A 21,883-nucleotide genomic window follows, 5' to 3' on the forward strand; every position below is an offset into this window, starting at 1 on the left:
GTGGCCGAGGACTCCTCGACGGTCGCGAAACCGAGTAATTCTCGCGTGCGCGTAGCCCGACGACGCGAAGCAGTTCGACGGTTCGCCGTCGTCCTCGCGCTGGGACTGGTTCCGTGGACGGTCGTCGCCGGCCGCGACCTGACGTTCGTGTTCCCGTTCGGGTTGCTCAACGACGACCCCTGGTTTCTCGTCACCGTACCGGAGTACCTCCAGTACTCTCGATACGGGCGAGCGGCGGCCATCGACTCGTGGCTCGTGGGGGCGGGCGTCTACACCGGCGCACTCGTGAGTGCGCTCGCGGGTCTGAGCGGGTGGGACGACCGTCGCCTGACCGGTGGGTTGCTCGTCGTCGCCGGCGTGAGTCAGTTCCCGCTCGCCCAGTGGTTCTCGCTGCGCCCCGGAATCGTGGCGGTGCCCGTCGGGAGCGTCCTGTTGCTCGTCGCCGCGTGGTGGCACTACTGGCCGGCGTACCGCGAGTGGGTCGCCGAACGCGTCGAGTGAGTCGGGAGCAGACCGGGGGACCCCCGAGAAGATTGGCGGGAAAGGTGGGTGCTATCGGGGGGCGTCGCCGGTTCCACCAACGTTTATCGCTCGCCCGCGAGTGTACACCACCGTGAACGCGATTCTCGACCACACGATGATGCGCGTCGAAGATTTGGACGCCGCACTGGAGTTCTACACCGAGGCCATCGGCTACGAGGAGAAGGGTCGCTGGGAGGCCGACACCTTCACGAACGTCTTCCTCGGCCCCGAAGAGATGCACGAGGAGGGCGCACTGCTCGAACTCACCTACAACCACGACGGGCGTTCGTACGAGATGGGCGACGCCTGGGGGCACATCGCCGTTCGCGTCCCCGAAGACGGTCTGCAGGACGCCTACGAGGAACTCATGGACGCCGGCGTCGAGGACTACCGCGACCCCGAGTCCTGTGACGACCGGTACGCGTTCGTCAAGGACCCCGACGGCCACGAGATCGAACTCGTCAAACGCGACCACGGCGCGAAGTGGAGCCTCGACCACACGATGGTGCGCGTCGAGGACGCCGACGCCGCCCTCGGCTGGTACGCGCGCAAACTCGAGTACGAACCGACCGGCCGCTGGGAGTCCGACACGTTCGCGAACTACTTCGCGAAGCCGAAGGACGCGGCCGAGGAGGCGATGAGCGTCGAGTTGACGTACAACTACGACGGGCGTTCGTACGAGATGGGCGACGCGTGGGGGCACGTCGCCGTCCGGGTCGACGACCTCGACGACGCCTGGGAGACCGTGATGGAACGCGAGGCCGAGGACTACCGCGACCCAGAGTCCTGCGACAACAACTACGCGTTCACGAAGACCAACGACGGCCACGAGGTCGAACTGGTCACCCGATAGTCGTCGGCGACTGCCAGCACTCGCCTTCTCCTCGACTCGCAACTCGCCTCGTCCCCGGAGGGCGTCGGGACCGAGCGCGCGCGAGCGTTCGTCGCCTCGCGAACACGTCATCGTATATAAACACACATCGTTTCGGCGGGTCGGACGGCGAGAGTTACTCGCCACGAGAGTAACCCACCGCGCCGGCTTTCGGGGGTCTACCCCCACTCTGTAATTTTGCAGACAGTTAACGAACCCGACCGATTTCGGCCGTCTGAGCGGTGTTCGTCTGACGACCGTCCGCCGCTCGGACGACATAGCCACAAAGCGTATATCCCCCACATTCGGCAGTGAGAGCCGTTCACACGCGTCTGACATCACCAGAAAGCATTTATAACACCGAGCGTTCGTTTGCGATGTACCCCTACCCATGGTGACAGTACGAAGTACCGACCAATCTGGTGGCCATCTGGTCATCGGTCGGGGACCGTGCTAGACCCGACAGGTACGATAACCATGACAGGAAACAACAAGGTTCGCAGCATCTTCCTCGCTGCGCTGATGGTCTTCTCCGTCTTCGGCGGGGCTATCGCGCTGACGGGCGGTGTCGCGGCCCAGAGTGCTGCCAATGAGGAATTGGTCGACGGCGACGTCGTCTTCATTGGGCAGACGGTAACGTATGACAACGAAGGCGACGAGCCTGGTTACACCCTCGTCGACTCCGACGGCCAGCTGGTCAAGGAGTACGGCTCGGGTGAGATCACGCTCAACATCGACGGTGAGCTGATCACCGAAGGTTCCTACACGCTCCGCGTGCAGGGCACCGACACGGAGATCGACTTCACGGTCTCGACGCAGACCATCTCGGCGACGTTCGACGGTGAGGACGCCCTCGAAACGACGTCCAACCGTGGTTCCTACCGCGTGACCATCTCGTCGGGCGACCTCCCGAGCGACGTCTCCGTTTCGGAAATCTTCTCCGACTCGGACGTTGACGGCGACTCGACGAACGGTTTCCAGGTCGACGTCCCGACCGACGGTAGCCTCGACCTCGTCGACACGCTCCCCGATGGCCTCGAGGAGGGCGAGACGTACGACTTCAACATCGAAGTCGTCGACACTGAAGCGACGGCATCCGCCTCGCTCGGTGTCGGTGTCACGCCTGACTCCGGTGCGACGTTCACCCAGTCGGCCTACACGGGCGTGCGCGGTGACGTCGTGGAGATCCCCGTCAACATCACGAACGTTGGCAGCTCCAGCACCGTCACGGTCACCGTCGGGTCCGAGGACGTGAACTACGAGGCAGAACTGGAAGTCTCCGACGGCAACGGTGACGACCAGGTCGTCATCCTCTTCAACACCTACAACACCCTCGACAACGGCGAGAGCGCGTTCAGCGCTGCCGCATCGGGTGAGGACAGTGTGAACGTCGTTGGTGACGAGCCTTCGCTCGACAACATCCTCTCCGCGGACGCCGCGTACGACCTTGAGACGCGCATCGACGACGACCTGTCGGACGTCGCAGTCCTCGCGCTGAACGAGGGCTCCATCGACTCGTTCGACATCTCGACGGCTCCGTCCGCGGAGTCCTTCGGCTCGTCGACCACCGTTAGCGCAGTCGAGAACGTCTCGACGGACACCGGTATGGTCGCCTCGGAAGACTACATCGTCCACCGCCTCGAGGCCGACGGCATCTTCGGTGCCGTCGAGTCCGCGGGTGGTTTCGGTGACTTCATCGACAGCGACGACGTTACGCTCGAAATCTCCGAGACGACGGCTAACGTCAACGACAACACGGACTCGGTCGAGCTCAGCTCGAGCGACGTCCAGTTCGTCACCGACGGCGAGGGTGTCTCCTACGTCGTCGTGAGCTCCGATGTCCTCGGTGAGGACATCGCAACCGGTCAGGAACTCGAGACCTCGCTGACGCTCGGGGCGGACACGAACCTCGTCGCTGAGGAGACGACCCTCAACGACACGTTCGACTACGTCCCGCGCACGGCCGAGTTCAACACTGAAGAGATCGACGACACGGACACCATCGTTGTCCGCGCAGAGCAGAACGCGACCATCTCGGGCGAGAGCTCGGTCGCACCCGGTACCGAATTCAACTTCAACGTTCGCTCGACGACCCGCGACGAGCCCTTCCTCGAGCCAGGTCAGGCAACGGTCCAGGAAGACGGCACGTTCGCAGTCGAGTTCGACTTCTCGGGCGTTGCCCCCAACACGACGTTCGAAGCGTCGCTGACGGGTGCAGACCTGATGAACGTTAACGACGTCACGGACGTCCCCGGTGTCATCGAGGCACCGCGCACGGCCTCCGTGAGCATCGAGGACCAGGAGACCGACGGTTCGTCCGTCGTCGTCGCCAGCGCTGAGCTGTCGGACGGTGGCTTCATCACCATCCACGACGCGACGCTGGTCGACGAGGGCGACGCCCTCGGCTCCGTCCGCGGCACCTCCGACTACCTCGAATCGGGTTCGCAGTCGGACGTCGAGATCTCCCTCGACGAACCGTACGAGGAGGACGGCACGGCCATCGCCATGCCCCACCTCGACACGAACGGTAACGAGGAGTACGACTTCGTCACGTCCAACGGGTCGGACGACCTGCCGTACACCTCGAACGGCTCGGCTGTCACTGACAGCGCAGAGCTGACCGTCTCGAACAACACGACCGGCAGCGCGTCGGTCACCATCGAGGACCAGACCACGAACGGTCAGTACGTCGTCGTCGCCGAGGCTGCCCTCCCTGAGGGTGGCTTCGTCACGATCCACGACGGCACGCTCCTCGACGGTGCAACGTTCGAGTCCGTCCGCGGTACGTCCGAGTACCTCGACGGTAACGCGACGGACGTCAACATCACGCTCGACACGCCGTACACCGAGGACGGCACCGTGATCGCGATGCCCCACCAGGACACGAACGGCAACGAGGCCTACGACTTCGTCAGCAGTGACGGCGAGGACGACGGCCCGTACACGTCCGGTGACGGCGGTGCGGCAGTCACCGACGACGCGCAGCTGACCGTTGGCTCGGGCAACGAGTCCACCGACACCGGCACGGAGCCGACGCCCGGCAACGAGACGACGACGTCGGACGACCCGACCACGGGCACGACCGACGCTCCCGTCACCGACGAGCAGACCGGCACCACGCCCGGTGACGACGGTGGCCAGCCCGGCTTCGGTATCGTCGTCGCGCTCATCGCGCTCGTCGCCGCCGCACTGCTCGCAGTGCGCCGCGACAACTAAGCCGTAACACAACCGGACCTCGCTCCGGTCATCCGCGATACCTTTCTTTCGGACGCTACACCACCCAGCGACAGCCACGTCCGCGTGTTCGTCGTCGGATGGTGGAAGATACTTACCCGTCGTCGCCGACCGGGTGGTATGGACGTCCCGAGTGGCCTCGACGTCGACCTCGACCGGCGGCGCGTGTTGCGCCTGCTCGGCGGGAGCGTCGGTGCGCTCGCGGGCTTCAAAGCAATCGACAACGTCGTCCTCGGCTACGGCGTGCTCGTCGGGACGAACCTCACCGAACAGGACCTCGACGCCGTCGCCGGTGCGAGCTTCGGCCCGCAAGCCGACGCCGTCACCCTCGACGACGCGACCCTCCGGTTCGACGACGACACCATCACTGTCGAGTCCTCCCGGGGGACCGACACGCTCGACGCGACCGACCGCGAACGAGCACGTCGTCTCGACGAGGACCACGCCCTCGACGGGGCGCTCGTTCGGACCGTCGAGGACCAGCGGGCGTTCGCTGAGGACGCGGTCGGCTTCGAGTTCTCGACGCTGGAGGCGTTCTTCGAGCGGACGCGGAACGGGGACACCCGCCCCGAGACCGTCGAGCGCTGTCGCGGGCCGTTCTTCCGGGACGTCGAACCGGCGACCGTCGAGCGGTTCACCGAGGCCGACCCCGCCGACCCCGAGGCGACGGTCCACGGGTTGACCGACGGGTTCCGGCGCTACGCGGACTACGACGTCCCGCGATACCTCGCGGGGTCGGTCGAGGACAACGTGCTGTTCGGGGCCGCCGACCTGCGGGCGGGGTTCGAAGACCCCGTCGACTTCGAGTCCCTGCTGGCGGCCGGCGAGACCGGGATGTTCTGTTACGAGTTCGTCTGGCGGTCGATGGAGGCGTTCCACGCCGTGCCCGCCCGCGAGCAGACGGTGCCGGTCGTCTCGGCGCACGTCTTCGACGCCCGGCACAAGCACGTCTACACCGCACTCGCCAGCGTGCTCCGGGAGGACGGCGAACTGGTCGTCCCGACGACGTTCGTCGACTACACCCACACGACGATGTACGACGACTTCTTACTCCGTGGCGTGATGGGTGAGGGACTCGAAGCGTACAACACGCGCCACAGGGCGACGCGAATCCGGTGGTACTGACCGCGCGCACGACCACAGGAGACTTACCCGTACGGCACGCAGACCATCTCGTTCGATATGGCATCACCGACAACCGACCTGCTGGCGTGGCTCGTCGTCGGACTGTTCGCGAGCGGGTCGCTCCTCGCGACCGTCGATCGCCGCGCGGGTCGGGCCGTCAGTGTCGCCGCGTGGGTCGTCTTCGCCGGCTTCTGGGCGGTGCTCGTCCCCCACTTCGCGTTCGTCGCCCAGAGCGCCATCGAGGGGGTCGCCGCCGCCGTCGCCGTTCCGGGCTGTCTGTACGCGGGCTACCTCCTCGCGCGCGGTCGGGACTCGCTGTTCGTCCTCACGCGCGCCGTCGCGGTCATGGGTCTCGTCTACCTGCCGTTCCTGACGGTGACCGGGCTCAGAGAGTGGCTCATCCTGACCGTCGCCCAGCAGACCGAGTGGGGTATCAACCTGCTGGGGTACCATCCCGAGCGCATCACCGGCCACGGCGAGTTCGAGTCGCTGTTCGTCTTCCGCCGCCACGGACTGGTCAACACGACGCGCATCGTCCTGATGTGCACCGGCATCGGGAGCATGACCATCTTCGCGGGCCTCATCGCCGCCGTCGACGCGCCGCTGACTCGCAAACTCCAGGCCGCGGCGGTCTCCATCCCGGTCATCTGGGTGCTCAACATCGTCCGGAACGTGTTCATCGCCGTCGCGTTCGGCGACCAGTGGTTCCAGTGGCTCCACGGCCCCGCCGACGCCCTGTTCGCGCTGAAGGGGCCGGAGATGGCGTCGTTCTACGTCGCCGACCGCGTCCTCGCGCAGTCGGCCTCCGTGGTCGTGCTCGTCGCTATCCTCTGGCTGGTCGTCAAGTACCTGCCCGAGTTGCTCGTCGTCGTCGAGGACGTGCTGTACATCCTCACGCGCCGCGAGTACGACCTGGCCAGCGCCTTCGACGTCGACCTCCCGGAGACCGACCCGGTCGTCGCGGACTGACCGCTCATGGTTCCGCTCGCCCTCTCCGCGCTGTTCACCCTCGCCACTTCGCTCACCCTCCCCGCACAGGTCGCACGTCCCGCTTCACTCGGCGCTCTCGACGTTCTCTCACTCGCGGCACTCGGCCAGGCCAGCGGTAGCCCCGTGTCGGCCGTCGTCGACGCGTTCGCGGCGCTCGGAACGTTCGCCGACCCGCTCGCGTGGCTGGTCGTCGGGACGTTCCTCACTGCGGCGGTCCTCGACGTCGCCGACCGCGCCCAAGCGCGCCCGCTCGCGGTTGTCGGCTGGGTACTGTTCGCGCTGTTCTGGCTGACGCTCGTCCACCACTTCGTCGTCGTCCAGAAGAGCATCGTCGAGGGGCTGGGAGTCGTCGTCGCCGTCCCGGCGTGTCTGTACGCGGGCTACCTCCTCGCCCGTGGGCGAGAGTCGCTGATGGTGCTCTCCAGGGCGGTCGGCGTGATGGGGCTGGTGTTCTTCCCCGTCCAGAGTATCGACCCGCTCCGGGAGTTCCTCATCGAGACCGTCACCCACCAGACGGAGTTCGCGATGGGGCTGGTCGGCCAGACCGCACCCGCGGACTTCTCGGTCGTCAGCGGGACGACCGCCGAGCCGCCACAACCGGACTACCGCAACACCTTCGAGTTCTACCAGGGCGACCACCGCATCACCTACACTATCCTCATCGCGTGTACGGGGCTCGGGAGCATGGCCATCTTCGCGGGAGCCATCCTCGCGGTCCGTGCGCCCATCGACCGCAAACTCCGCGCGCTGGCGGTGAGCATCCCCGTCATCTACCTGCTCAACGTCGTCCGGAACGTGTTCATCGGCCTCTCGTTCGGCCAGAGCCGCCTCCAAGTGTTCCCGGGGCTCGTGATGGACCTATTCGGGACGAACGACCCCTACATGGTGTCGTACTACGTCGCCGACCGCATCCTCGCACAGTTCGGGTCGGTGCTCGCACTCGTCGCCATCACGTGGTTCGTCGTCCGCGAACTCCCGGAGATCGCCGTCATCCTCGACGACGCGCTGTTCATGCTGACCGGCACGGAGTACGACCTGGCGGCGTCGCTCGGTGCCGAGGGGATCGACGGCCAATCTGTGCCCACCGGGACGGGCGACCGGCCGATGGACTGAGTCCCTGCCGTAGACCGAGGCTCGGCCGCGCTTCGGGCCGTCTCAGACCGTGTGTTCATCGACGAGCGCCGCGGGCGCGCCGGCGAGTTCTCTGAGCGCGTCGGCTTCGAGCAGGTGCAGGTCGCCGGGGACGACCAGCAGGTGCAGCGGATCGCCGAACGAACGCTCGGCGAGCGCGCTCAGGCTGTCGGCAACGACCAGCGGGTCGGGGCTGCCGGCGCGACAGACCGCTACACCGAGGGTCTCGGGGAGGGCCTCGCTCAACAGTTCGGCGGCGTAGTCGGCGGGCATGAACTCCTCCAGTTCCCGCTCGTCGGTCGCGAGGTCGGCGTTGCGCCGGTCGGTCGAACTCCCCTTCACCTTGATGTCGAGGAAGACGAGCGTGTGCAGGCCTCGCTCGCGGTTGTCCGCGATGGTGTCCAGCACGCTCCCGGGGACGCCGTCGCTGGCGTGGACGAACGGGAACGGCAGCGTCGTCGCCTTCCCGAAGCGGTAGTTCTGGAGGCCCGTCAGCGAGGAGGCGGCGGCCTCGGCGGTCGTCCCGTGGACGACGCGCGTGTCGATGCCGCGCTCTTCGGCGCGCATCCGCAGGTCGACGTGGGTCGTCGAGATCATCGTGTCGCCGGCGGTGAGGAAGACGACGTCCGCGTCCGCGGCGGCGTCGAGGATGGGGTCGGGGTCCTGTTCGACGCCCGCGCGGTCCCGGACCTCGATGGCGCAGTCGTGGAACGCCTCCAGTTCGTCCAGCGAGCTTCCCATCAGTCGGGAGGTGTAGAACTCGGCGAACACACGGTCGGCCCCACGAAGCGTCTCACGGCCCTCGACGGTGACCGAGCGTTCGTCCCAGAGACCGAGTCCGACGAAACTGAGCATACCCGCAGTGGTCGGGCCGCGGGCTTAACGGCGTGGACTCGTCGTCGAGGTGCTCGGGCCGACGAAGCGTCACGCTTAGCCCGCCGCCCTCGCGAAGTGAGGTATGGAAGTTCCGTGTGTCCGCGTCCGTCCCCAGGAGGGGGAGACGACGCGGAGCGCCCTCGCCGCCCGCGACCTCGTCGACGACGACCACGAGATAACCGTCGCAGACGGCTGGCTGTACGTCCCCGTCGACGACGGCGAGGCGGCCGAGCGAGAGGGCTACACGGTCGTCGCCCACGACGTTCCACCGCGCCGCGGGCAGGTGATGCCCGCGGACATCCTTGGCGAGGAACCGAGCTACGAGCGACTGGGCGATATCGCCATCCTTGACATCGAGGACGCCGAGGCGGCGCGCGCCGTCGCCGACGCCATCGTCGAGAGCGACCTCCCCATCGACAGCGTCGTCAACCGCGCCTCGAAGGTGAAAGGCGAACTCCGAGTTCGGGACTGGGACGTCCTCGTCGGCGACACGCGGACGGTCCACCGCGAGTACGGCTTCGAGTACGCGCTGGACCTCGCGTCGGTGTACTTCTCGCCCCGACTCGCCACCGAGCGCCACCGCGTCGCCGAACAGGTCGAGTCCGGCGAACGGGCGTTCGACATGTTCGCCGGCGTCGGACCGTTCGTAATCCCGTTCGCCGCTCGCGGTGCGACCTGTGTGGGGGCGGACCTCAACGAGGCGGCCGTCGAGTTCCTCCGGGAGAACGCCGAGCGCAACGGCGTCGCCGACCGCGTCACGGCCGTCGCGGGCGACGTCCGCGAGGTCGCCACGGAGTACGAGGGGTGGGCGGACCGACTGGTGATGAACCTCCCGCACAGCGCCGACGCCTTCCTCGACACCGCTGTGACGCTCGCGGGCGACGACTGCACGCTCCACTACTACGACATCCAGCACGACGAGGACCCGTTCGGCCCCGGCGAGCGTGCCATCCGGGACGCCGCCGAACCCGAGTACACCGTCCGCGTCGAGACCCGACGCCTCGTGCGGTCGTACGCGCCACACGAGGAGAACGTCTGTCTGGACGTGCGACTCACGCGCTGAGGAACGACGGTCGAGGCGTGACGCCCCGGGAGTGACGAGGAGGTCGGGTGGTCGTGGCTACGGTTTCCAGCGGAGTTCGACCGCGACGGTCTCGCGGTCGCCCCGCAACAGCGAGGTGCGTTCGGAGACGCTGATGTCGTAGGTGAGGCTGTCGGCGGGCGAGAGGGCGACCCGTTTGTTCCCGACCCGGATGTTGCCGGTCCCCTCGCGAATCTCGGCGGCGAGTGCTTCCAGTCGGTCGGCCGCCTCTTCGCGCGACAGCGTCGTCTTGTCCTGCAGTTTCTCCGCCATACCCCTCCCGACGAGTGGACGAGGGATAAGAGTGTGACCCTGAACTCGCAAGCGAAGCGGCGAGTCAACGGCTGACGAACGTAGCTGGTTTCAGTACACTTATAAACAATGAGCGGCGATTTCGATGAAATGTCGTGTTTCCGCCGAATCGATGGTGCGGCCAGTACGGCCGTCGTCGAGGCGGTCGCGTCCGCTGAAGGGGTTCCCCCACGGACGCTCGACCCGCTCTACGACACCATCGACCCGGACGCGCTCGACGCGCTCGTCTCCGACGCCGGTCCGGTCCGAATCCGCTTCAGCTACGAGGGCCACACCGTCACCGTCCACGGCGACGGCCGCCTCGAACTCGAAGAGACGGCCGCGACGACGGTGACCGACGCCGACCCGAGCGCGGCTTCGGACTGAGTCGACCGACCCCACGGGAGTAGATTCTCCAGGCCTCGGTCTCGGAGCCACAGCGCCGTCGCGAGCGGCTCCTCAAACACCCTCGTTCGGCCTCGTGAGCGACGCTGCCAGCCTCTCGAAGCGTGGTATGACATAACAACTCACGAAGGGTTTAGGCGCGCCAAACTCCTAGACGGAACTGTCATGAGGAAACGGGAGTTGGTCCACTTTCACGCGTTGCTCGACCGGATTCGATGGTTCGTCGGTGAGCGCGAAGGCCTCTCCGACGACGCCCACGAGCGGTACGACGAACTCGACGTCGCACCCACGGCGGTCTACCGGTCGAAACAGGCCCACGAAGACGCCGTCGTCACGCTCACGGAGTCACTCGCCGACGCCGTCGACACCGACACCGTCGAGACCGGCATAACCGACGCCGAAGCGGTCACGACCCCCACCGACGAGACGGACGGTCACGGCGACGACGACCCGAGGGAGGACCGTCACGCCCACGACGACCGGCCCGCGAGCGCCCACAGCGACTGAGTCGATGGCCGGTGTCGGCGGAGATACACGTAGCCATTCTTAAGTATCCCGTCACCGTGGCGATTGCCATGGACGGAGCCGACCGGTTTTTCCTGTTCGTCGCGCTGCTCATCTTCGCACTCATCGTCGCCGGCGTCGCACTCAGCCTGCTCTGAAGTCGGTGCCCCGAGCGGACCGCGAGCGGGCGATTCCGTCGCCGAGCGTGCGCCCCGTCACGCAGGGGCACTGCGGGGTCACTCCGCAACCCTTATGCTTCAGTTGCCACCAGTATCTGATACACCGCGCCGGTGTAGCTCAGCTGGCAGAGCGATTCCTTCGTAAGGAATAGGTCGAGGGTTCAAATCCCCCCACCGGCTTAACTCCTGAAGTTCAAAGCCCCGAAAGACATTTATCCGTAACGTCCGGGGCGCGTTCTGGTTTCGAAACCACAGTTCAAGGAGGTCGAGCGGCGTGATCGACCGAGACCGCATCGAGCGGTACCTCGTTGGTCACCCAGATGCCTCAGTTGCTGAGGTCCTCGGGGCACTCGAACTCCCTCCCAGCGAAGCTGGGGTTGTCGAGGACCTCGTCGGGGACGATGAAGGGGAGACCGCTATAACTACCGGCCAGATTCCGGTCGACGAGCAGTGCTGTCTCCCACGCTGCCACCAACCGCGCGTCAACCCCCATGCGAATAGTCTGTGCGAGGACCACCACCCAGGTGACACGACCCGTGGTGGTGATGGCTCACTCGACGACTTCGCTAGTCACGACGGCGACGACGGGTCAACGGAACCGTCGGCTGCTCGGCTCGCCGAGGCCGCAGCCGTTGCCGGCCACGAACCCACCGGCGATGTCGACGAGAATGAGGGTGATCTCGAAGCTGCGGCGGTCGATCAGCTGACCGCACCAACAGACGACGAGGATGTAGACTTCCTCGCTGCAGCGATGGGTGACCCAGACGCGAGCGCAGCGTACGCGAGCGACGTCGACGACGAGTCAGACCCGATGCCGACTGCGGGCGGGAGTTCTCGCCCGGTCGGCGTTCTCCCCATCGCCCAACTCGACGCGCTCCCACCGGAGGAGCGGCGACGTCTGGCCCACAAACGGGGACTCTACTGGCCATCGACTGACGAAGTGCGCGAACGGCTCTCCGAGACGCTCCACGAGGTGATGCGCCACGAGGACGACCGCGTCATCGACGCCCCGACGAGTGCCGGGAAGTCCTACACCGTCGCGACGACCAACTGGGGCTCACTGGAGTTCGAAGACGTCACCGGCGACCGCTCGGTCATCCACCTCTCGAAGACTCGTGATGCTCGCGACGAAGCGATTCGGGCAGCCCGGTCGGTCGACAACGACCACTTCGTCCTTCGCGCCCGCCACGAGGCTTGCCCCGTTGCGGGCGGCCAGTACGACCCACCAGAGAACCCCGAGAAAGACGTCGACTACACGCCACTCACCGTTGACGGGAAACCCGTCTCCGACTGGATTGGCATGATGTGCGACGGACGGGGCCTCCCGTTCAGCGCAGTCCACGACCGAGTCACCGCCGTCCTCGACCAGGACGTCCACAAGCTGCCGTGCTGTCGGGGGGAACCAGACGAGGACTTCCCGACGATGAAGCCCGGCTCGAAGGGTTGTGACGCACTCAAGCAGTGGGACCGCTTCCGTGAGGGTGACCACGATCTTGTCTTCGCGACCCACAACTTCGCGCACGTCCCGGGGGTGCGAACCGAGACCAACGTGGTGTTCGACGAGGAGCCGGACTTCGCCGCCGACCTCTCGACCGACCGTGTTCGACGGGCAGTGACCGCGTTCCTCCAGCGGTCCGCTGGCGACCGGATGGACGCGGCGTTACTCACCTACGAGGACCTCGTCCACGTCGCCCGTCACGGAATCGGCGCAGGGACCGCCGGTGACCAGGACGACACTCGTGAGGTCATCGAGGAGCAGCTTGCGTTTGAGCCTGATCTGGAGTGGTTCTTCGAGGTTGGTGACGCCCATACGCTCGCCCCGGCGCTCGCGAGGGCCATCTACTATGCCGAGGACCGGGCCAACGGTCGGCGCGTCGGCAAGACGCGCTACCAGCCACCGCGGTTAGACCAGAACGCTCGCGAGGAAGAGGGATGGAACGCGTCATGGGTGACGGTGGTCCTCGACGACTCCAACGAGATCCGCCGGGTCCGGACAACGCCCGACCTCGAAGTGGCCCGCAGCGTCGTCGGCCTCGACGCTCACCCTGCACTCCCGGTGTGGCAAGCGAACACCCTCCCGCACATGCACAAGAAGACAGTCCTCGAACGCGAGGAGCGTCAGCTGTGGCGGCGCTACGAACGTGGCCTCCGCGTCGTCCAGGTCGGTGAGCACACCCACCCGCTCGCCAGTGGTGAGTACTTCAGCTGGGACGCCACCCACGCGCTGGTCGACCAGTTGTGCCAAGAGTTCGGCGAGGAATTCTCGACGGCCATCACGGCGTCCAGCGTCGAGTCCGACCTGGAGGACATCATGGTTGACGTCGGGATCGAGGAGCCCCAGACGATGCACTACGGCGAGGAGAAATCGAGGAACGACTTCGGCGACGAACCGGTCGGGTTCGTCAACGGCTGCATTGACCCCGGTGACGACTTCGTCGTCGACCTCCTCGCCGAACTCGACCTGGACGCCACACCGGAGCGCTCGGAGACGGAGTGCGACTACTGCGGGGGCGACGGCTGCCCGGAGTGTGACGGCACGGGTCGCAAGCGCGCCCACGGTCGGGGATTCGAAGGCAGTGATGCGGACACCGCCGCCGAGATCCTCGCGTCCGTCCGGGAGAACCACACCGCCCAGGCAGCGGGTCGGTGGGCTCGCAACCCCGACGATCCCTCGTCGACGGCCACGGTGTTCGTCCGCACCGATGCGATGCCGGTCGGATTCGCCGACGTCCAGGTCCCGGGCGTCGAGTGGATCTGGACCGAGAAGCAGCGTCGCATCGTTGAGGCCGTTCGCAGTGCGTCGGGACAGGTGACCGCTCGCGAGGTCGCTGACCAGACCGGCGTCTCGAAACGTCACGTCCTCGACGTACTCGACCGCCTCGCCGACCACGGTACTGTCGTCGGCGTTCCCAACGAAGGGCCGAACGGGGCGACGCTGTATGCCGAGAACGGCGTTCCACACTCTGGGGTCGTTGACCTCGACAGTCGCGAAGAGCCACGTACGGGAGTTACCAGTACGTGGTCCCTCGTGATTCGCGAACCGTCCCTGTCTGGGGTGGGGGAGGTTGTGGGTGATACGTCCCCAGAGGTCCGTGATTCCGACTCGTCAGACGAGGCTGCGATTTCAGGTGGGGGTGAACCGCCCGAGTAGCTGCTCTCGAACGGTTGCGATTCGCTCGTCGAACAGTCGCTGCTATACCTTTCTCACAAATTGCCGGGATTGTTAGACAGAGAGCGTGGGTCTACCACTTGGTTGTCTAGCGGTGAACCAATCCACAGCAGAACTAACTGGCGCTGTCACGTCTGCATAGAAGAAGCCATCGGACAGCGTCAATGGGCTGTCAGAGGCACTACGTCGGCTGCCCGATGGCCGGACACACCTGCAGGACGTGCCGGTACTCTTCCACCTTCACGGTGTCCTCCGATTTTCGAAGGGTGTGTGTCCACTTCACAGTGCAGCCTTGGAATGTATAAATATTCTAGTTATTCTTCTAGGTTTACGAATGTCTGACAAGTGTAGAATTATAAACATCCTAGGAATCGACCTGATACACTCGCGGCACGTGTCTAACAGCTGAGTCACACCACTTCGGGGTGAAAGAAAGGTCCAACAAACGCTACAGAGGACGCTCTCTTGTCTATATCCACAATACGTAAATATTGTGTACAGGAAACTTATACGTGACAAATCCTCAGATGCTATTGCTGGCATGAGTGACCTAACAGCCCGCAATGAGTCCGATTCGTGGCTCACCATCGGTCTCGAAACGACCGCCGACGTCGTTGCACAGCTCCCCCCAAGCGCCAAACTGGTGCTGTCATACCTTCGGGACAACGGCCCGTGCAGTCGGGCGGAGACAGAAGACGACCTGTGCCTTCCGACGTCGACGACGAAACACGCATTGACGGAACTGAAAGATGAGGACCTCGTCGAGGATCGACCGTCGATGGAGGACGGTCGGGTCACCGTCTACAACATCGTCGCCGGTGTTGCTGAGGACGTCGAGTCCCCTACCGTTGCGTAATCTTCGGCCAATTATCGGCTGAACCCATGACTGTATATGGTGATACTCCTTGGTGACTGGCAAGACCGCCAGGAAGCCACCGAACGGTGGTGTCCTTTTCAGCAATCGCTGTCTCCAGCGTCATCGTGCCCAATCACTCACTCGCCGCCGACGAGGGCCTGCGTGTCCCGTCGGACCCGACTCGCGTCTTCAAGTGCGTGGTCGCGTCGAACGACCTCGTCTGCCAGGAGTGCTACCGCCGGCTCGTCCAGCGCGAGGCGTTCGACCACGAGACCGGCTACTCCAACCGCGACATCCTCGCGTTCGTCGACGAGGAGATCCCCGAGGAGTCGACGCGGTTCGATATCCTCGACCGGGAGTACTACCTTCGTGAGCGTATCGCCGACCGGCTCGAACGCGCAACGAGCGAGCACGGGACGACGGCTGCCTGTTGGAACTGCGGAACGACGTCACCGCGACGATCTCCACCGACCCGGTCAGCAGTTGAGGCCCGGCGGGCGGCGACTGGGTTGACCGTCACGCTCGACGAGTACGGCGTCGATCACGACTGGGTCCGCCTCGTCGACGAAGTTGAGGAGCTGAAGAGGACACCACGGTACGCCGGGAACGACTTCGAGACGTTCCGGGCGGCGGTCGCGGCTTCCATCGGCGCGGTCCATCGCTGATCACTCGCCATTCATGATTCCAATCGAGACCCCTTCCGGAGAGATACGACTGGCCGAGCTCGTCGATTCGCACACCGAGGCAACCATCGCGAGCGTCGAGCAGATTTACCACGTCGTCGTTGACGGAGTTCGACTCCGGGTCCACGAGGACGACGTTGCGAGCCTCACGAACGCCGAGGACGTCGTCGACCCGACCCGCCGCGCGCCTCGACAGGCCCCGATGACCACGGCGGACTGACCTCCGACGCGCGAGGGATCCCTGTCAACACGAACTGGTACACACCACCGAACACCGAGACGGCGTCTGTCTTTCGCTCAGTCCTGAGACCTCTGTGAGACACGTCATCCCCACGCCGTCACCGCGCCAGCAATCTGGTTCGCTCTTCGCGAGCGCGGGTTCGACTCCCGGCTGGTGCATCCGCACTCGAACTTCTACTCCAATGCCCAGTATCGACTACACAGCCGCCAGGTCCCCGTTTCGAGAGCGCCCTATCGAGCGCCTCAAGTGCGAGGTCCTCGCTGCGCTCCTCACCTTCGTGCCGCACCGCTACAACAACCACACCCGCAAGATCGTCACCATCGTCCTCGCGGTCGGCTGGATGACGATGACGGTCGGGATCTCCGCGAAGCTCGCGGTCGCTACCCCGACCTACGGGATGCTCACCGCCGCCGTCTTCGCGATTATCGGCCGGATGTGGGACATCGAGGTCGGCGCACTCGGAGCGCGAGCAGCAGCGGAGACCGAGGCGACCTCCAAGAAGGAGGACGACTGATGGAGGACTTCGAGCTCATGGTCGGTGTCTACCTGGAGCTCACTACGCCGGGCGATCTCGTCGACGCCGAGCACGAGCATCCGGCCATCGACTACGTCGTCGACGGCCCGGTCGGCCAGCGAGCGGTCACCATCGGAGCCGACGTCGACGTCGAGGCACTCGCGACGGCCGCCGCAGCGGCCGACCTTCCGGCGACGGTGATCGTCCCGCCAGGGACGCTCGTCGAGGACACCTCGGTCGACGTCCTGGAGGCCGACCCCGAGGCGACGTTCGACCGGACCTCCTCGTGGCGCGACCTCGCGGTCTAATCCTACTATGGCGAAGAAACTCACCTTCGAGAACGGCGACCCGGTCGACGAAGAGCCCGACGAAGATGACGAGGAGGCCACCGAGGCATGAACCCATTCGTCGAGTTCTTCCGCGATCCGGTCGGAGCGAGCGCCGTCCTGGCGTACGCACTCGTCCTCGTCGCTGCGCTCATCGCGACATGGTACATCCTCGGGCGAAACCTTCTGACACTGTTCGTCCGGTGGAACAAGGAAGGATGGCAGAGTCCGCCCGCGACATGGGCGGCGCGGGCCATCGCGGTCCCACTCATCCTCGCCGTCGACGCGCTGCTCTTTGGGGCGCTCGTCTGGCTCCTCGCATGACCGGAACCGGGTATAAAATATATGAACCGTTGTGTGAACTCCGAGTAGTTCTGCCCCCCCATGAGTAGCAACCTCTCTGGCTCCCGTGAGTACCGGGTTACGCTGGCACTCAAGTGGGCCTACCTCGACCACCTCTCGGTCCCGGAGATCGTCGAGCGCTTCGAGGAGGAGGGAATCGGCTCGCCCGCCGAGTCAACGGTCCGGAAGTACCTCGACGAAGCGCCGAAAGACGAGGTCCTCGAACAAATCCGTGAAGAGCACGTCGACGCCCGGCTGCAGATTGCCGACCGTGAAGAAGAGTTGTTCCGACGCGCTCGCGACGACGAGCACCGGGCAACGGAGGACGTCGCCGTCAAACGGGTCGTTCCCCAGACGAAGCCCGTCCGTGAGAGCGACTCGCCGGTCTACATGACCGGCTGGGAGTTCGTCAAGGACGAGGTAGAGCGTCCTGAGTGGGCCACTGAGGACGACGTCATCATCCGCTTCATCGACGAGGAGGTCGAACTGCTCGCCGGCGATCAACGCCCGCTGCGGAGCTTCGACGGTTCACCCAAGTACACCACCGAGTTCGTCGGTCTGGAGCGCGACGTTCCCGAGCTGCAGGGCCGGTCGACGGCCCGGTACGAGCAGTCGAAGCACCTGGCAGCGAAGGGCGAGGTCCTCGGCATCTACGAGGAACACATCAACCTCGACGCGTCGGTCGAGGAGAGCCTCGACGAGGACACCGTCTCCGAGCTCCGGGACGTCTTCGAAGAGATCCGCGAGCACTGACCGACTCCCACCCGGCCCCGCCGCCGGCTGGCGATTAACACCCACAACCTGAGAGTTTTCCATGCATCTGGACGAGCTACCCGAACCCGTACGAGAGACGACCGTCCACCCGGACGAACTGGAGGTCGACGGCGACAACCCCAACGAGATGAGCGACGAGATGTTCTCGTTGCTCTGTGACCGCATCGAGTCACGCGGCTGGGTCGGCAACGCCATCATCACCGACACCGCCGGCGTCATTGCTGACGGGCAACACCGGTGGATGGCAGCGAAGGAACTCGGCCTCGAGGAGATCCCAGTCAAGCAGTACGACCTGGACGATGCCGACCGCCGCCTGTGGCGACAGGAGCTCAACAAGATCTCCGGCGAGCACGACAAGAAGCGCGATGCCCTGGAGTTCGACCAGCTGGCTGACGAGGGGCTGGGAGAGGAGGTGTTCGACCTGCTCGACGCCCAGGACGAAGACCTCGACGACTACCTCGAGCTGATCCACCTCGGCCCGTCGTTTGTGGATACACCACAGGAGTTCAACTCGGACCCCGACGTCCACTTCATGGATTGTGTTGAGGGGATGCGCGAACACCTCGATGACGAATCCGTCGACTGCCTCATCACTGACCCGCCGTACGGAATGGCCTATCACTCCGACCGAAAGGGACGGAACGACAGACCCCGAGATGGCAAGCGCGTCAAGGAATGGGACCCAATCGAAGGTGACCAGTCTCTCGACGAAGCCCTCGACCTGATTCGAGCCGCGCTTGCAGAAGCGACACGGGTCCTGGGCGAGGGTGGCCACGCCTACATCTTCTGTGACTGGCGAGGCATCCCGGAGATCCAACCGCTCGTCGACGAGTTCCTGACAGTGAAGAACGTCCTCGTGTGGGATAAGGGGTCAATGGGGATCGGCGATCTCGAAAACAACTGGGGCTATTCACACGAGTTCGTCATCTTCGCCACGAAGGGTGACCGTGGCCACGAACTCACCACGGCGATACGGAACGTCTTGGAGCATGGCCGAATCCCGCGAGAGGAGTACGAACACCCGACACAGAAGCCGACGTCGCTGCTGACCGATATCGTCAAGGTCGCGACGAAGCCGGGAGACACCATCCTCGACCCGTTCATGGGGAGCGGGACGACAGCCGTTGCTGCGGTTCAGAATAACCGCGAGTACGTGGGATTCGAACTAGACGAGGAGAACTATCGAGGCGTCATCGAGCGCCGCCTTGGTGAGGCGGAGCGGCAGATCGCCTCGTCAACCAACTGCGAGGATGAGGAGGCCGAGTGATGCGCTCGGAGCTTCGCGAACGGCGGGAGAAGACGTGGGACCTGCTGGTCGTGAAGGGCCTGGATTACGGCGACGTCGTCGAGCGCCTCGCAACCCAGTACGACGTCACCGCGTCAGCCATCGAGTCTGATATCCACCGGATGGACGACTGGCTTCCGAAGCTCGACGCCGGGAGCACGTCCTCGGGCCTCTCGCGACTCCGGGAGCTCCGACAGAACCGCCAGCGATACCAACAGCTGGCCGTCGAGGCCCGCCGCGAGGGGGACATCGACCAGGAGCTCCGCGTCCGTCGACGTATCGACCAGGCCATCGACCTCGACGTCTCGCTCGCCCAGTCACTGGGCCTCACCGTCCGCGAACCTGAGGAGGTCACCGTCGCCGTCGACGAAGACGTCGACGAGCTCCGTCGGGAGATCCGTTCGGCCATCGAGTACCAGGAGGCATCCTGATCATGTCTGCCGCGCTCGACAACGTCGCGACCATCCTCCGCGAGAGCGACACCCCGTTCCACGACCTCAACGAGGCGCTCTCACCGGAGGAGAAGCGACGCCTGTGTGCGCCCTCTTCGGATTCCGAAGACGACACGCCGTTCTGGCTGTTCGCCAACCTCGTCTCGCTGAACTACCTGGACGTCCGAGCGACCGAGTGGGAGCACGTTCCCGAGCACGCGATGGACTGGCATCGCCAAATCCACTCGAACCCGTTGAACATGATTCTCGCCGGGCGCAAGCACACCAAGACGACCTGGTCGCTGGCTGAAATCATGTACAAGTGTCAGTACATCCAGGGCTTCCAAGCGCTGTACTGGGCGAATACCGAGGGGCAGGTCACCGAGCGGATGGACGAGTTCGAAGAGATGTGCGAGGAGAACCCTTGGCTCAACAACCTCGTCACCGACGCCGGCGAGTCCTGTGGGGCGCTCAAGCGGAAGATGTTCCGCAATAAGTCTCGCCTGCTGACGACGTGGGTCGAGGGGAGCGCCGAAGGGGGCCACGTCAACATGAGCGTCGGCGACGACCCGCTCAAGGAGGTCGGTGGGATTCCCGACGAAAAGATCGAGTCATGGTACTCGAAGGTCGTCGAGCCAATGCTCAACCGGAACGGAATCCACGTCATCGTCGGCACTCGGAAGCGACCCAACGACGTCTACGAGATCCTCCGGACGAAGAACGCCGACAACGACGAGTTCGACAACCTGCCGAGCTACAATCTCATGGAGTACCCGGCCATCCGCGAGGTCTGGCTCGACAAGTACGGAGCTGATCGTCCGGGTGACATCGCCTCAGAGGACCTCTACACCACCGTCGAGGACCCGACGCTTGCCAGAGCGTTGGGCATCTCCGGCGACGAGGTCTCGGTCCTGTGGCCGGATGGCCGGCCCGCGAACTGGCTCCGACGGAAGCTGGGGGCGCAGGGGAAACCCAACTTCGACCGCGAGTTCTGCATGGTGTTCTCGAACGTCGCCGACGCCATCATCAAACGGGCCGACATTGACGACCACTGCTCTACTCAGGCCAGCCCGCCGTGGGACATCGACCCGCTCGACTCACCGTTCCAGCGTGTGGTTGTCGGCGTCGACCCGGCGGGACCGAGCGGCGGCGACTCCTCGTCGTACGTCTCGCTCGGGGTTCGCGAATCGGGGGTTCGTGATATCCTCGACGTCTACAACGCCGAGTCGATCAATCCGTCTCGCTTCAAGCGGAAACTGCAGGAGCTCGACGAGCGGTACGCCCCCTCCGACATCGTCATCGAGTCCAACGGGATGCAGACGTACGTTGTCGAGGACGCCGTCGAGTTCGACCGCTCGCTCCCGATCAAGGGCGCGAACACGTCTGGCCGGAAGCACTCATGGGAGGACGGCATCCCGCGCATCGCTCACCGGGTCGCCAACGGTGGCTACCAGTTCTACCGTGAGGACACCGAGGGTCACACGGAGCAACTGATCGACGCGCTGACGACGCTGGTGATGGACGAGAACGACAAGCTCCAGGGCCACACGCCCGACCCGGTGTCGGCGCTGTACCAAGCCGAGAAGGCCATCGACGCGAAAGTCCCGACCGGGACTGCTGACCTTCGCGATACAGCGGAAACGCCCTCTCCCGATGACCCGGACTTCGACCAGGAGGCGTGGCGGAACTCGGAGATCGGGCAGGCCGTCGATGACCTACGCACTCGGTTGGGTGGTCGCCGATGACGGCCACGCCGACGCTCAAGGGGCCGCTCGACATGATGCAGTTCGACTCCTCAAACCTGCGGTCGGGGCTGTATGACTCGGGCGTGATGGACCTCTATATCCGATTCCATGGCGACCCGACCGACCGCATCTACCTCTACCAGTTCGTCCCACAGCAGATCTGGGAGGGGCTGAAGTCGGCGTCCAGCCACGGCAGCTACCACGCAGAGCACATCAAGTGGCGGTTCCCGTACGAGCAACTCTCGTCGTCGGACTGGCCTCAACAGGGGCGGTCGACGACCGAGGCGGCGTTCCTCAAGGCGTAACCC

At 65.1% G+C, this 21,883-nt stretch carries 24 protein-coding genes and 1 tRNA gene; 22 read left to right on the forward strand and 3 right to left on the reverse strand.

The features are described from left to right. Positions 1–45: 45 nt before the first annotated feature. From M1L36_RS03945 to artA (M1L36_RS03970), 6 genes are all read left to right on the forward strand, one after another. Positions 46–501, forward strand: a complete 456-nt coding sequence (locus M1L36_RS03945; RefSeq protein ID WP_250872408.1) for a TIGR04206 family protein — start codon at positions 46–48, stop codon at positions 499–501. A 112-nt stretch (positions 502–613) separates the two neighbouring features. Further along, on the forward strand, positions 614–1,375 hold the full coding sequence (locus tag M1L36_RS03950) for a VOC family protein (RefSeq protein WP_250872409.1): 762 nt from the start codon (positions 614–616) through the stop codon (positions 1,373–1,375). Positions 1,376–1,870: 495 nt separating this feature from the next. Beyond that, on the forward strand, positions 1,871–4,609 hold the full coding sequence (locus M1L36_RS03955) for a DUF7282 domain-containing protein (protein WP_250872410.1): 2,739 nt from the start codon (positions 1,871–1,873) through the stop codon (positions 4,607–4,609). 138 nt (positions 4,610–4,747) lie between these two features. Next, positions 4,748–5,752, forward strand: coding sequence for a hypothetical protein (locus tag M1L36_RS03960; protein ID WP_250872411.1), 1,005 nt, complete (start codon positions 4,748–4,750; stop codon positions 5,750–5,752). Positions 5,753–5,809: 57 nt separating this feature from the next. Beyond that, positions 5,810–6,721 (forward strand): archaeosortase A, encoded by a 912-nt coding sequence (artA, locus tag M1L36_RS03965; protein ID WP_250872412.1) that lies wholly within the window; start codon positions 5,810–5,812, stop codon positions 6,719–6,721. A 6-nt stretch (positions 6,722–6,727) separates the two neighbouring features. Next, positions 6,728–7,855, forward strand: a complete 1,128-nt coding sequence (gene artA / locus M1L36_RS03970; protein ID WP_250872413.1) for an archaeosortase A — start codon at positions 6,728–6,730, stop codon at positions 7,853–7,855. A 42-nt stretch (positions 7,856–7,897) separates the two neighbouring features. Here artA (M1L36_RS03970) and dph5 read toward each other — a convergent pair whose 3' ends face one another. Then, on the reverse strand, positions 7,898–8,728 hold the full coding sequence (gene dph5 / locus M1L36_RS03975) for a diphthine synthase (protein ID WP_250872414.1): 831 nt from the start codon (positions 8,726–8,728) through the stop codon (positions 7,898–7,900). 103 nt (positions 8,729–8,831) lie between these two features. Between dph5 and M1L36_RS03980 the strand changes: the two genes are divergently transcribed. After that, entirely contained in the window at positions 8,832–9,812 is a 981-nt protein-coding gene (locus M1L36_RS03980) for a class I SAM-dependent methyltransferase (RefSeq protein ID WP_250872415.1), read from the forward strand. 57 nt (positions 9,813–9,869) lie between these two features. On the opposite strand, the gene M1L36_RS03985 is transcribed toward M1L36_RS03980, so the two are convergent. Beyond that, positions 9,870–10,103 (reverse strand): amphi-Trp domain-containing protein, encoded by a 234-nt coding sequence (locus tag M1L36_RS03985; protein WP_250872416.1) that lies wholly within the window; start codon positions 10,101–10,103, stop codon positions 9,870–9,872. 108 nt (positions 10,104–10,211) lie between these two features. Here M1L36_RS03985 and ddfA point away from each other — a divergent pair, with 108 nt between their 5' ends. The 3 genes from ddfA to M1L36_RS04000 all read left to right on the forward strand — a co-directional run bounded on the left by ddfA (position 10,212) and on the right by M1L36_RS04000 (position 11,389). Continuing rightward, a complete protein-coding gene (ddfA, locus tag M1L36_RS03990; RefSeq protein ID WP_250872417.1) occupies positions 10,212–10,508 on the forward strand; it encodes a DdfA family disk-determining factor in 297 nt (98 codons plus the stop codon). Positions 10,509–10,691: 183 nt separating this feature from the next. Beyond that, entirely contained in the window at positions 10,692–11,033 is a 342-nt protein-coding gene (locus M1L36_RS03995) for a UPF0058 family protein (protein WP_250872418.1), read from the forward strand. A gap of 283 nt (positions 11,034–11,316) precedes the next feature. Continuing rightward, positions 11,317–11,389: transfer RNA gene (locus M1L36_RS04000), tRNA-Thr, on the forward strand. 145 nt (positions 11,390–11,534) lie between these two features. On the opposite strand, the gene M1L36_RS04005 is transcribed toward M1L36_RS04000, so the two are convergent. Then, entirely contained in the window at positions 11,535–11,726 is a 192-nt protein-coding gene (locus M1L36_RS04005) for a hypothetical protein (protein ID WP_250872419.1), read from the reverse strand. A 234-nt stretch (positions 11,727–11,960) separates the two neighbouring features. On the opposite strand from M1L36_RS04005, the gene M1L36_RS04010 reads away from it, so the two are divergent. The 12 genes from M1L36_RS04010 (at position 11,961) to M1L36_RS04065 (ending at position 21,880) form a co-directional block, all read left to right on the forward strand. Then, positions 11,961–14,360 (forward strand): helix-turn-helix transcriptional regulator, encoded by a 2,400-nt coding sequence (locus M1L36_RS04010; protein WP_250872420.1) that lies wholly within the window; start codon positions 11,961–11,963, stop codon positions 14,358–14,360. 559 nt (positions 14,361–14,919) lie between these two features. Then, on the forward strand, positions 14,920–15,234 hold the full coding sequence (locus tag M1L36_RS04015; protein WP_250872421.1) for a MarR family transcriptional regulator: 315 nt from the start codon (positions 14,920–14,922) through the stop codon (positions 15,232–15,234). Positions 15,235–15,359: 125 nt separating this feature from the next. Then, on the forward strand, positions 15,360–15,899 hold the full coding sequence (locus tag M1L36_RS04020; RefSeq protein WP_250872422.1) for a hypothetical protein: 540 nt from the start codon (positions 15,360–15,362) through the stop codon (positions 15,897–15,899). A gap of 13 nt (positions 15,900–15,912) precedes the next feature. Further along, positions 15,913–16,137, forward strand: a complete 225-nt coding sequence (locus M1L36_RS04025) for a hypothetical protein (RefSeq protein WP_250872423.1) — start codon at positions 15,913–15,915, stop codon at positions 16,135–16,137. Positions 16,138–16,339: 202 nt separating this feature from the next. Continuing rightward, positions 16,340–16,672: a hypothetical protein gene (locus tag M1L36_RS04030; RefSeq protein WP_250872424.1), complete on the forward strand. Its 333-nt coding sequence runs from the start codon at positions 16,340–16,342 to the stop codon at positions 16,670–16,672. Continuing rightward, the gene (locus tag M1L36_RS04035; RefSeq protein WP_250872425.1) at positions 16,672–16,980 is read left to right on the forward strand and encodes a hypothetical protein; all 309 of its coding nucleotides are present in this window, start codon (positions 16,672–16,674) and stop codon (positions 16,978–16,980) included. The genes M1L36_RS04030 and M1L36_RS04035 overlap by 1 nt, the downstream gene beginning before the upstream one ends. An 87-nt stretch (positions 16,981–17,067) precedes the next feature. Further along, complete coding sequence (locus M1L36_RS04040) at positions 17,068–17,322, forward strand: hypothetical protein (protein ID WP_250872426.1); 255 nt, start codon at positions 17,068–17,070, stop codon at positions 17,320–17,322. 60 nt (positions 17,323–17,382) lie between these two features. Next, on the forward strand, positions 17,383–18,093 hold the full coding sequence (locus M1L36_RS04045) for a hypothetical protein (protein ID WP_250872427.1): 711 nt from the start codon (positions 17,383–17,385) through the stop codon (positions 18,091–18,093). A gap of 61 nt (positions 18,094–18,154) precedes the next feature. Then, positions 18,155–19,381 carry a DNA methyltransferase gene (locus M1L36_RS04050; RefSeq protein ID WP_250872428.1) on the forward strand — a complete coding sequence of 409 codons (1,227 nt, stop codon included), beginning with the start codon at positions 18,155–18,157 and terminating at the stop codon, positions 19,379–19,381. Next, entirely contained in the window at positions 19,381–19,830 is a 450-nt protein-coding gene (locus M1L36_RS04055; RefSeq protein ID WP_250872429.1) for a hypothetical protein, read from the forward strand. Before M1L36_RS04050 ends, M1L36_RS04055 begins: the two co-directional genes overlap by 1 nt. A 2-nt stretch (positions 19,831–19,832) precedes the next feature. Further along, entirely contained in the window at positions 19,833–21,575 is a 1,743-nt protein-coding gene (locus tag M1L36_RS04060) for a phage terminase large subunit family protein (protein WP_250872430.1), read from the forward strand. Continuing rightward, entirely contained in the window at positions 21,572–21,880 is a 309-nt protein-coding gene (locus tag M1L36_RS04065) for a KTSC domain-containing protein (RefSeq protein ID WP_250872431.1), read from the forward strand. Before M1L36_RS04060 ends, M1L36_RS04065 begins: the two co-directional genes overlap by 4 nt. The last annotated feature ends 3 nt before the right edge of the window (positions 21,881–21,883 follow it).

Source organism: Halomarina rubra (genome assembly GCF_023699475.1).
In the GTDB taxonomy this organism is placed as follows: domain Archaea; phylum Halobacteriota; class Halobacteria; order Halobacteriales; family Haloarculaceae; genus Halomarina; species Halomarina rubra.

What these genes read in the sequence shown, in the direction of transcription:
- artA (WP_250872413.1), top strand. Translation starts at nt 6,728, where the DNA reads ATGGTTCCGCTCGCCCTCTCCGCGCTGTTCACCCTCGCCACTTCGCTC.
- M1L36_RS04055 (WP_250872429.1), top strand. Translation starts at nt 19,381, where the DNA reads ATGCGCTCGGAGCTTCGCGAACGGCGGGAGAAGACGTGGGACCTGCTG.
- M1L36_RS03960 (WP_250872411.1), top strand. Translation starts at nt 4,748, where the DNA reads ATGGACGTCCCGAGTGGCCTCGACGTCGACCTCGACCGGCGGCGCGTG.
- M1L36_RS04035 (WP_250872425.1), top strand. Translation starts at nt 16,672, where the DNA reads ATGGAGGACTTCGAGCTCATGGTCGGTGTCTACCTGGAGCTCACTACG.
- M1L36_RS04065 (WP_250872431.1), top strand. Translation starts at nt 21,572, where the DNA reads ATGACGGCCACGCCGACGCTCAAGGGGCCGCTCGACATGATGCAGTTC.
- M1L36_RS04030 (WP_250872424.1), top strand. Translation starts at nt 16,340, where the DNA reads ATGCCCAGTATCGACTACACAGCCGCCAGGTCCCCGTTTCGAGAGCGC.
- ddfA (WP_250872417.1), top strand. Translation starts at nt 10,212, where the DNA reads ATGAGCGGCGATTTCGATGAAATGTCGTGTTTCCGCCGAATCGATGGT.
- M1L36_RS03985 (WP_250872416.1), bottom strand. Translation starts at nt 10,103, where the DNA reads ATGGCGGAGAAACTGCAGGACAAGACGACGCTGTCGCGCGAAGAGGCG.
- M1L36_RS04045 (WP_250872427.1), top strand. Translation starts at nt 17,383, where the DNA reads ATGAGTAGCAACCTCTCTGGCTCCCGTGAGTACCGGGTTACGCTGGCA.
- M1L36_RS04025 (WP_250872423.1), top strand. Translation starts at nt 15,913, where the DNA reads ATGATTCCAATCGAGACCCCTTCCGGAGAGATACGACTGGCCGAGCTC.
- M1L36_RS03995 (WP_250872418.1), top strand. Translation starts at nt 10,692, where the DNA reads ATGAGGAAACGGGAGTTGGTCCACTTTCACGCGTTGCTCGACCGGATT.
- M1L36_RS04015 (WP_250872421.1), top strand. Translation starts at nt 14,920, where the DNA reads ATGAGTGACCTAACAGCCCGCAATGAGTCCGATTCGTGGCTCACCATC.
- M1L36_RS04010 (WP_250872420.1), top strand. Translation starts at nt 11,961, where the DNA reads ATGGGTGACCCAGACGCGAGCGCAGCGTACGCGAGCGACGTCGACGAC.
- M1L36_RS04050 (WP_250872428.1), top strand. Translation starts at nt 18,155, where the DNA reads ATGCATCTGGACGAGCTACCCGAACCCGTACGAGAGACGACCGTCCAC.
- dph5 (WP_250872414.1), bottom strand. Translation starts at nt 8,728, where the DNA reads ATGCTCAGTTTCGTCGGACTCGGTCTCTGGGACGAACGCTCGGTCACC.
- M1L36_RS03980 (WP_250872415.1), top strand. Translation starts at nt 8,832, where the DNA reads ATGGAAGTTCCGTGTGTCCGCGTCCGTCCCCAGGAGGGGGAGACGACG.
- M1L36_RS04040 (WP_250872426.1), top strand. Translation starts at nt 17,068, where the DNA reads ATGAACCCATTCGTCGAGTTCTTCCGCGATCCGGTCGGAGCGAGCGCC.
- artA (WP_250872412.1), top strand. Translation starts at nt 5,810, where the DNA reads ATGGCATCACCGACAACCGACCTGCTGGCGTGGCTCGTCGTCGGACTG.
- M1L36_RS03955 (WP_250872410.1), top strand. Translation starts at nt 1,871, where the DNA reads ATGACAGGAAACAACAAGGTTCGCAGCATCTTCCTCGCTGCGCTGATG.
- M1L36_RS04060 (WP_250872430.1), top strand. Translation starts at nt 19,833, where the DNA reads ATGTCTGCCGCGCTCGACAACGTCGCGACCATCCTCCGCGAGAGCGAC.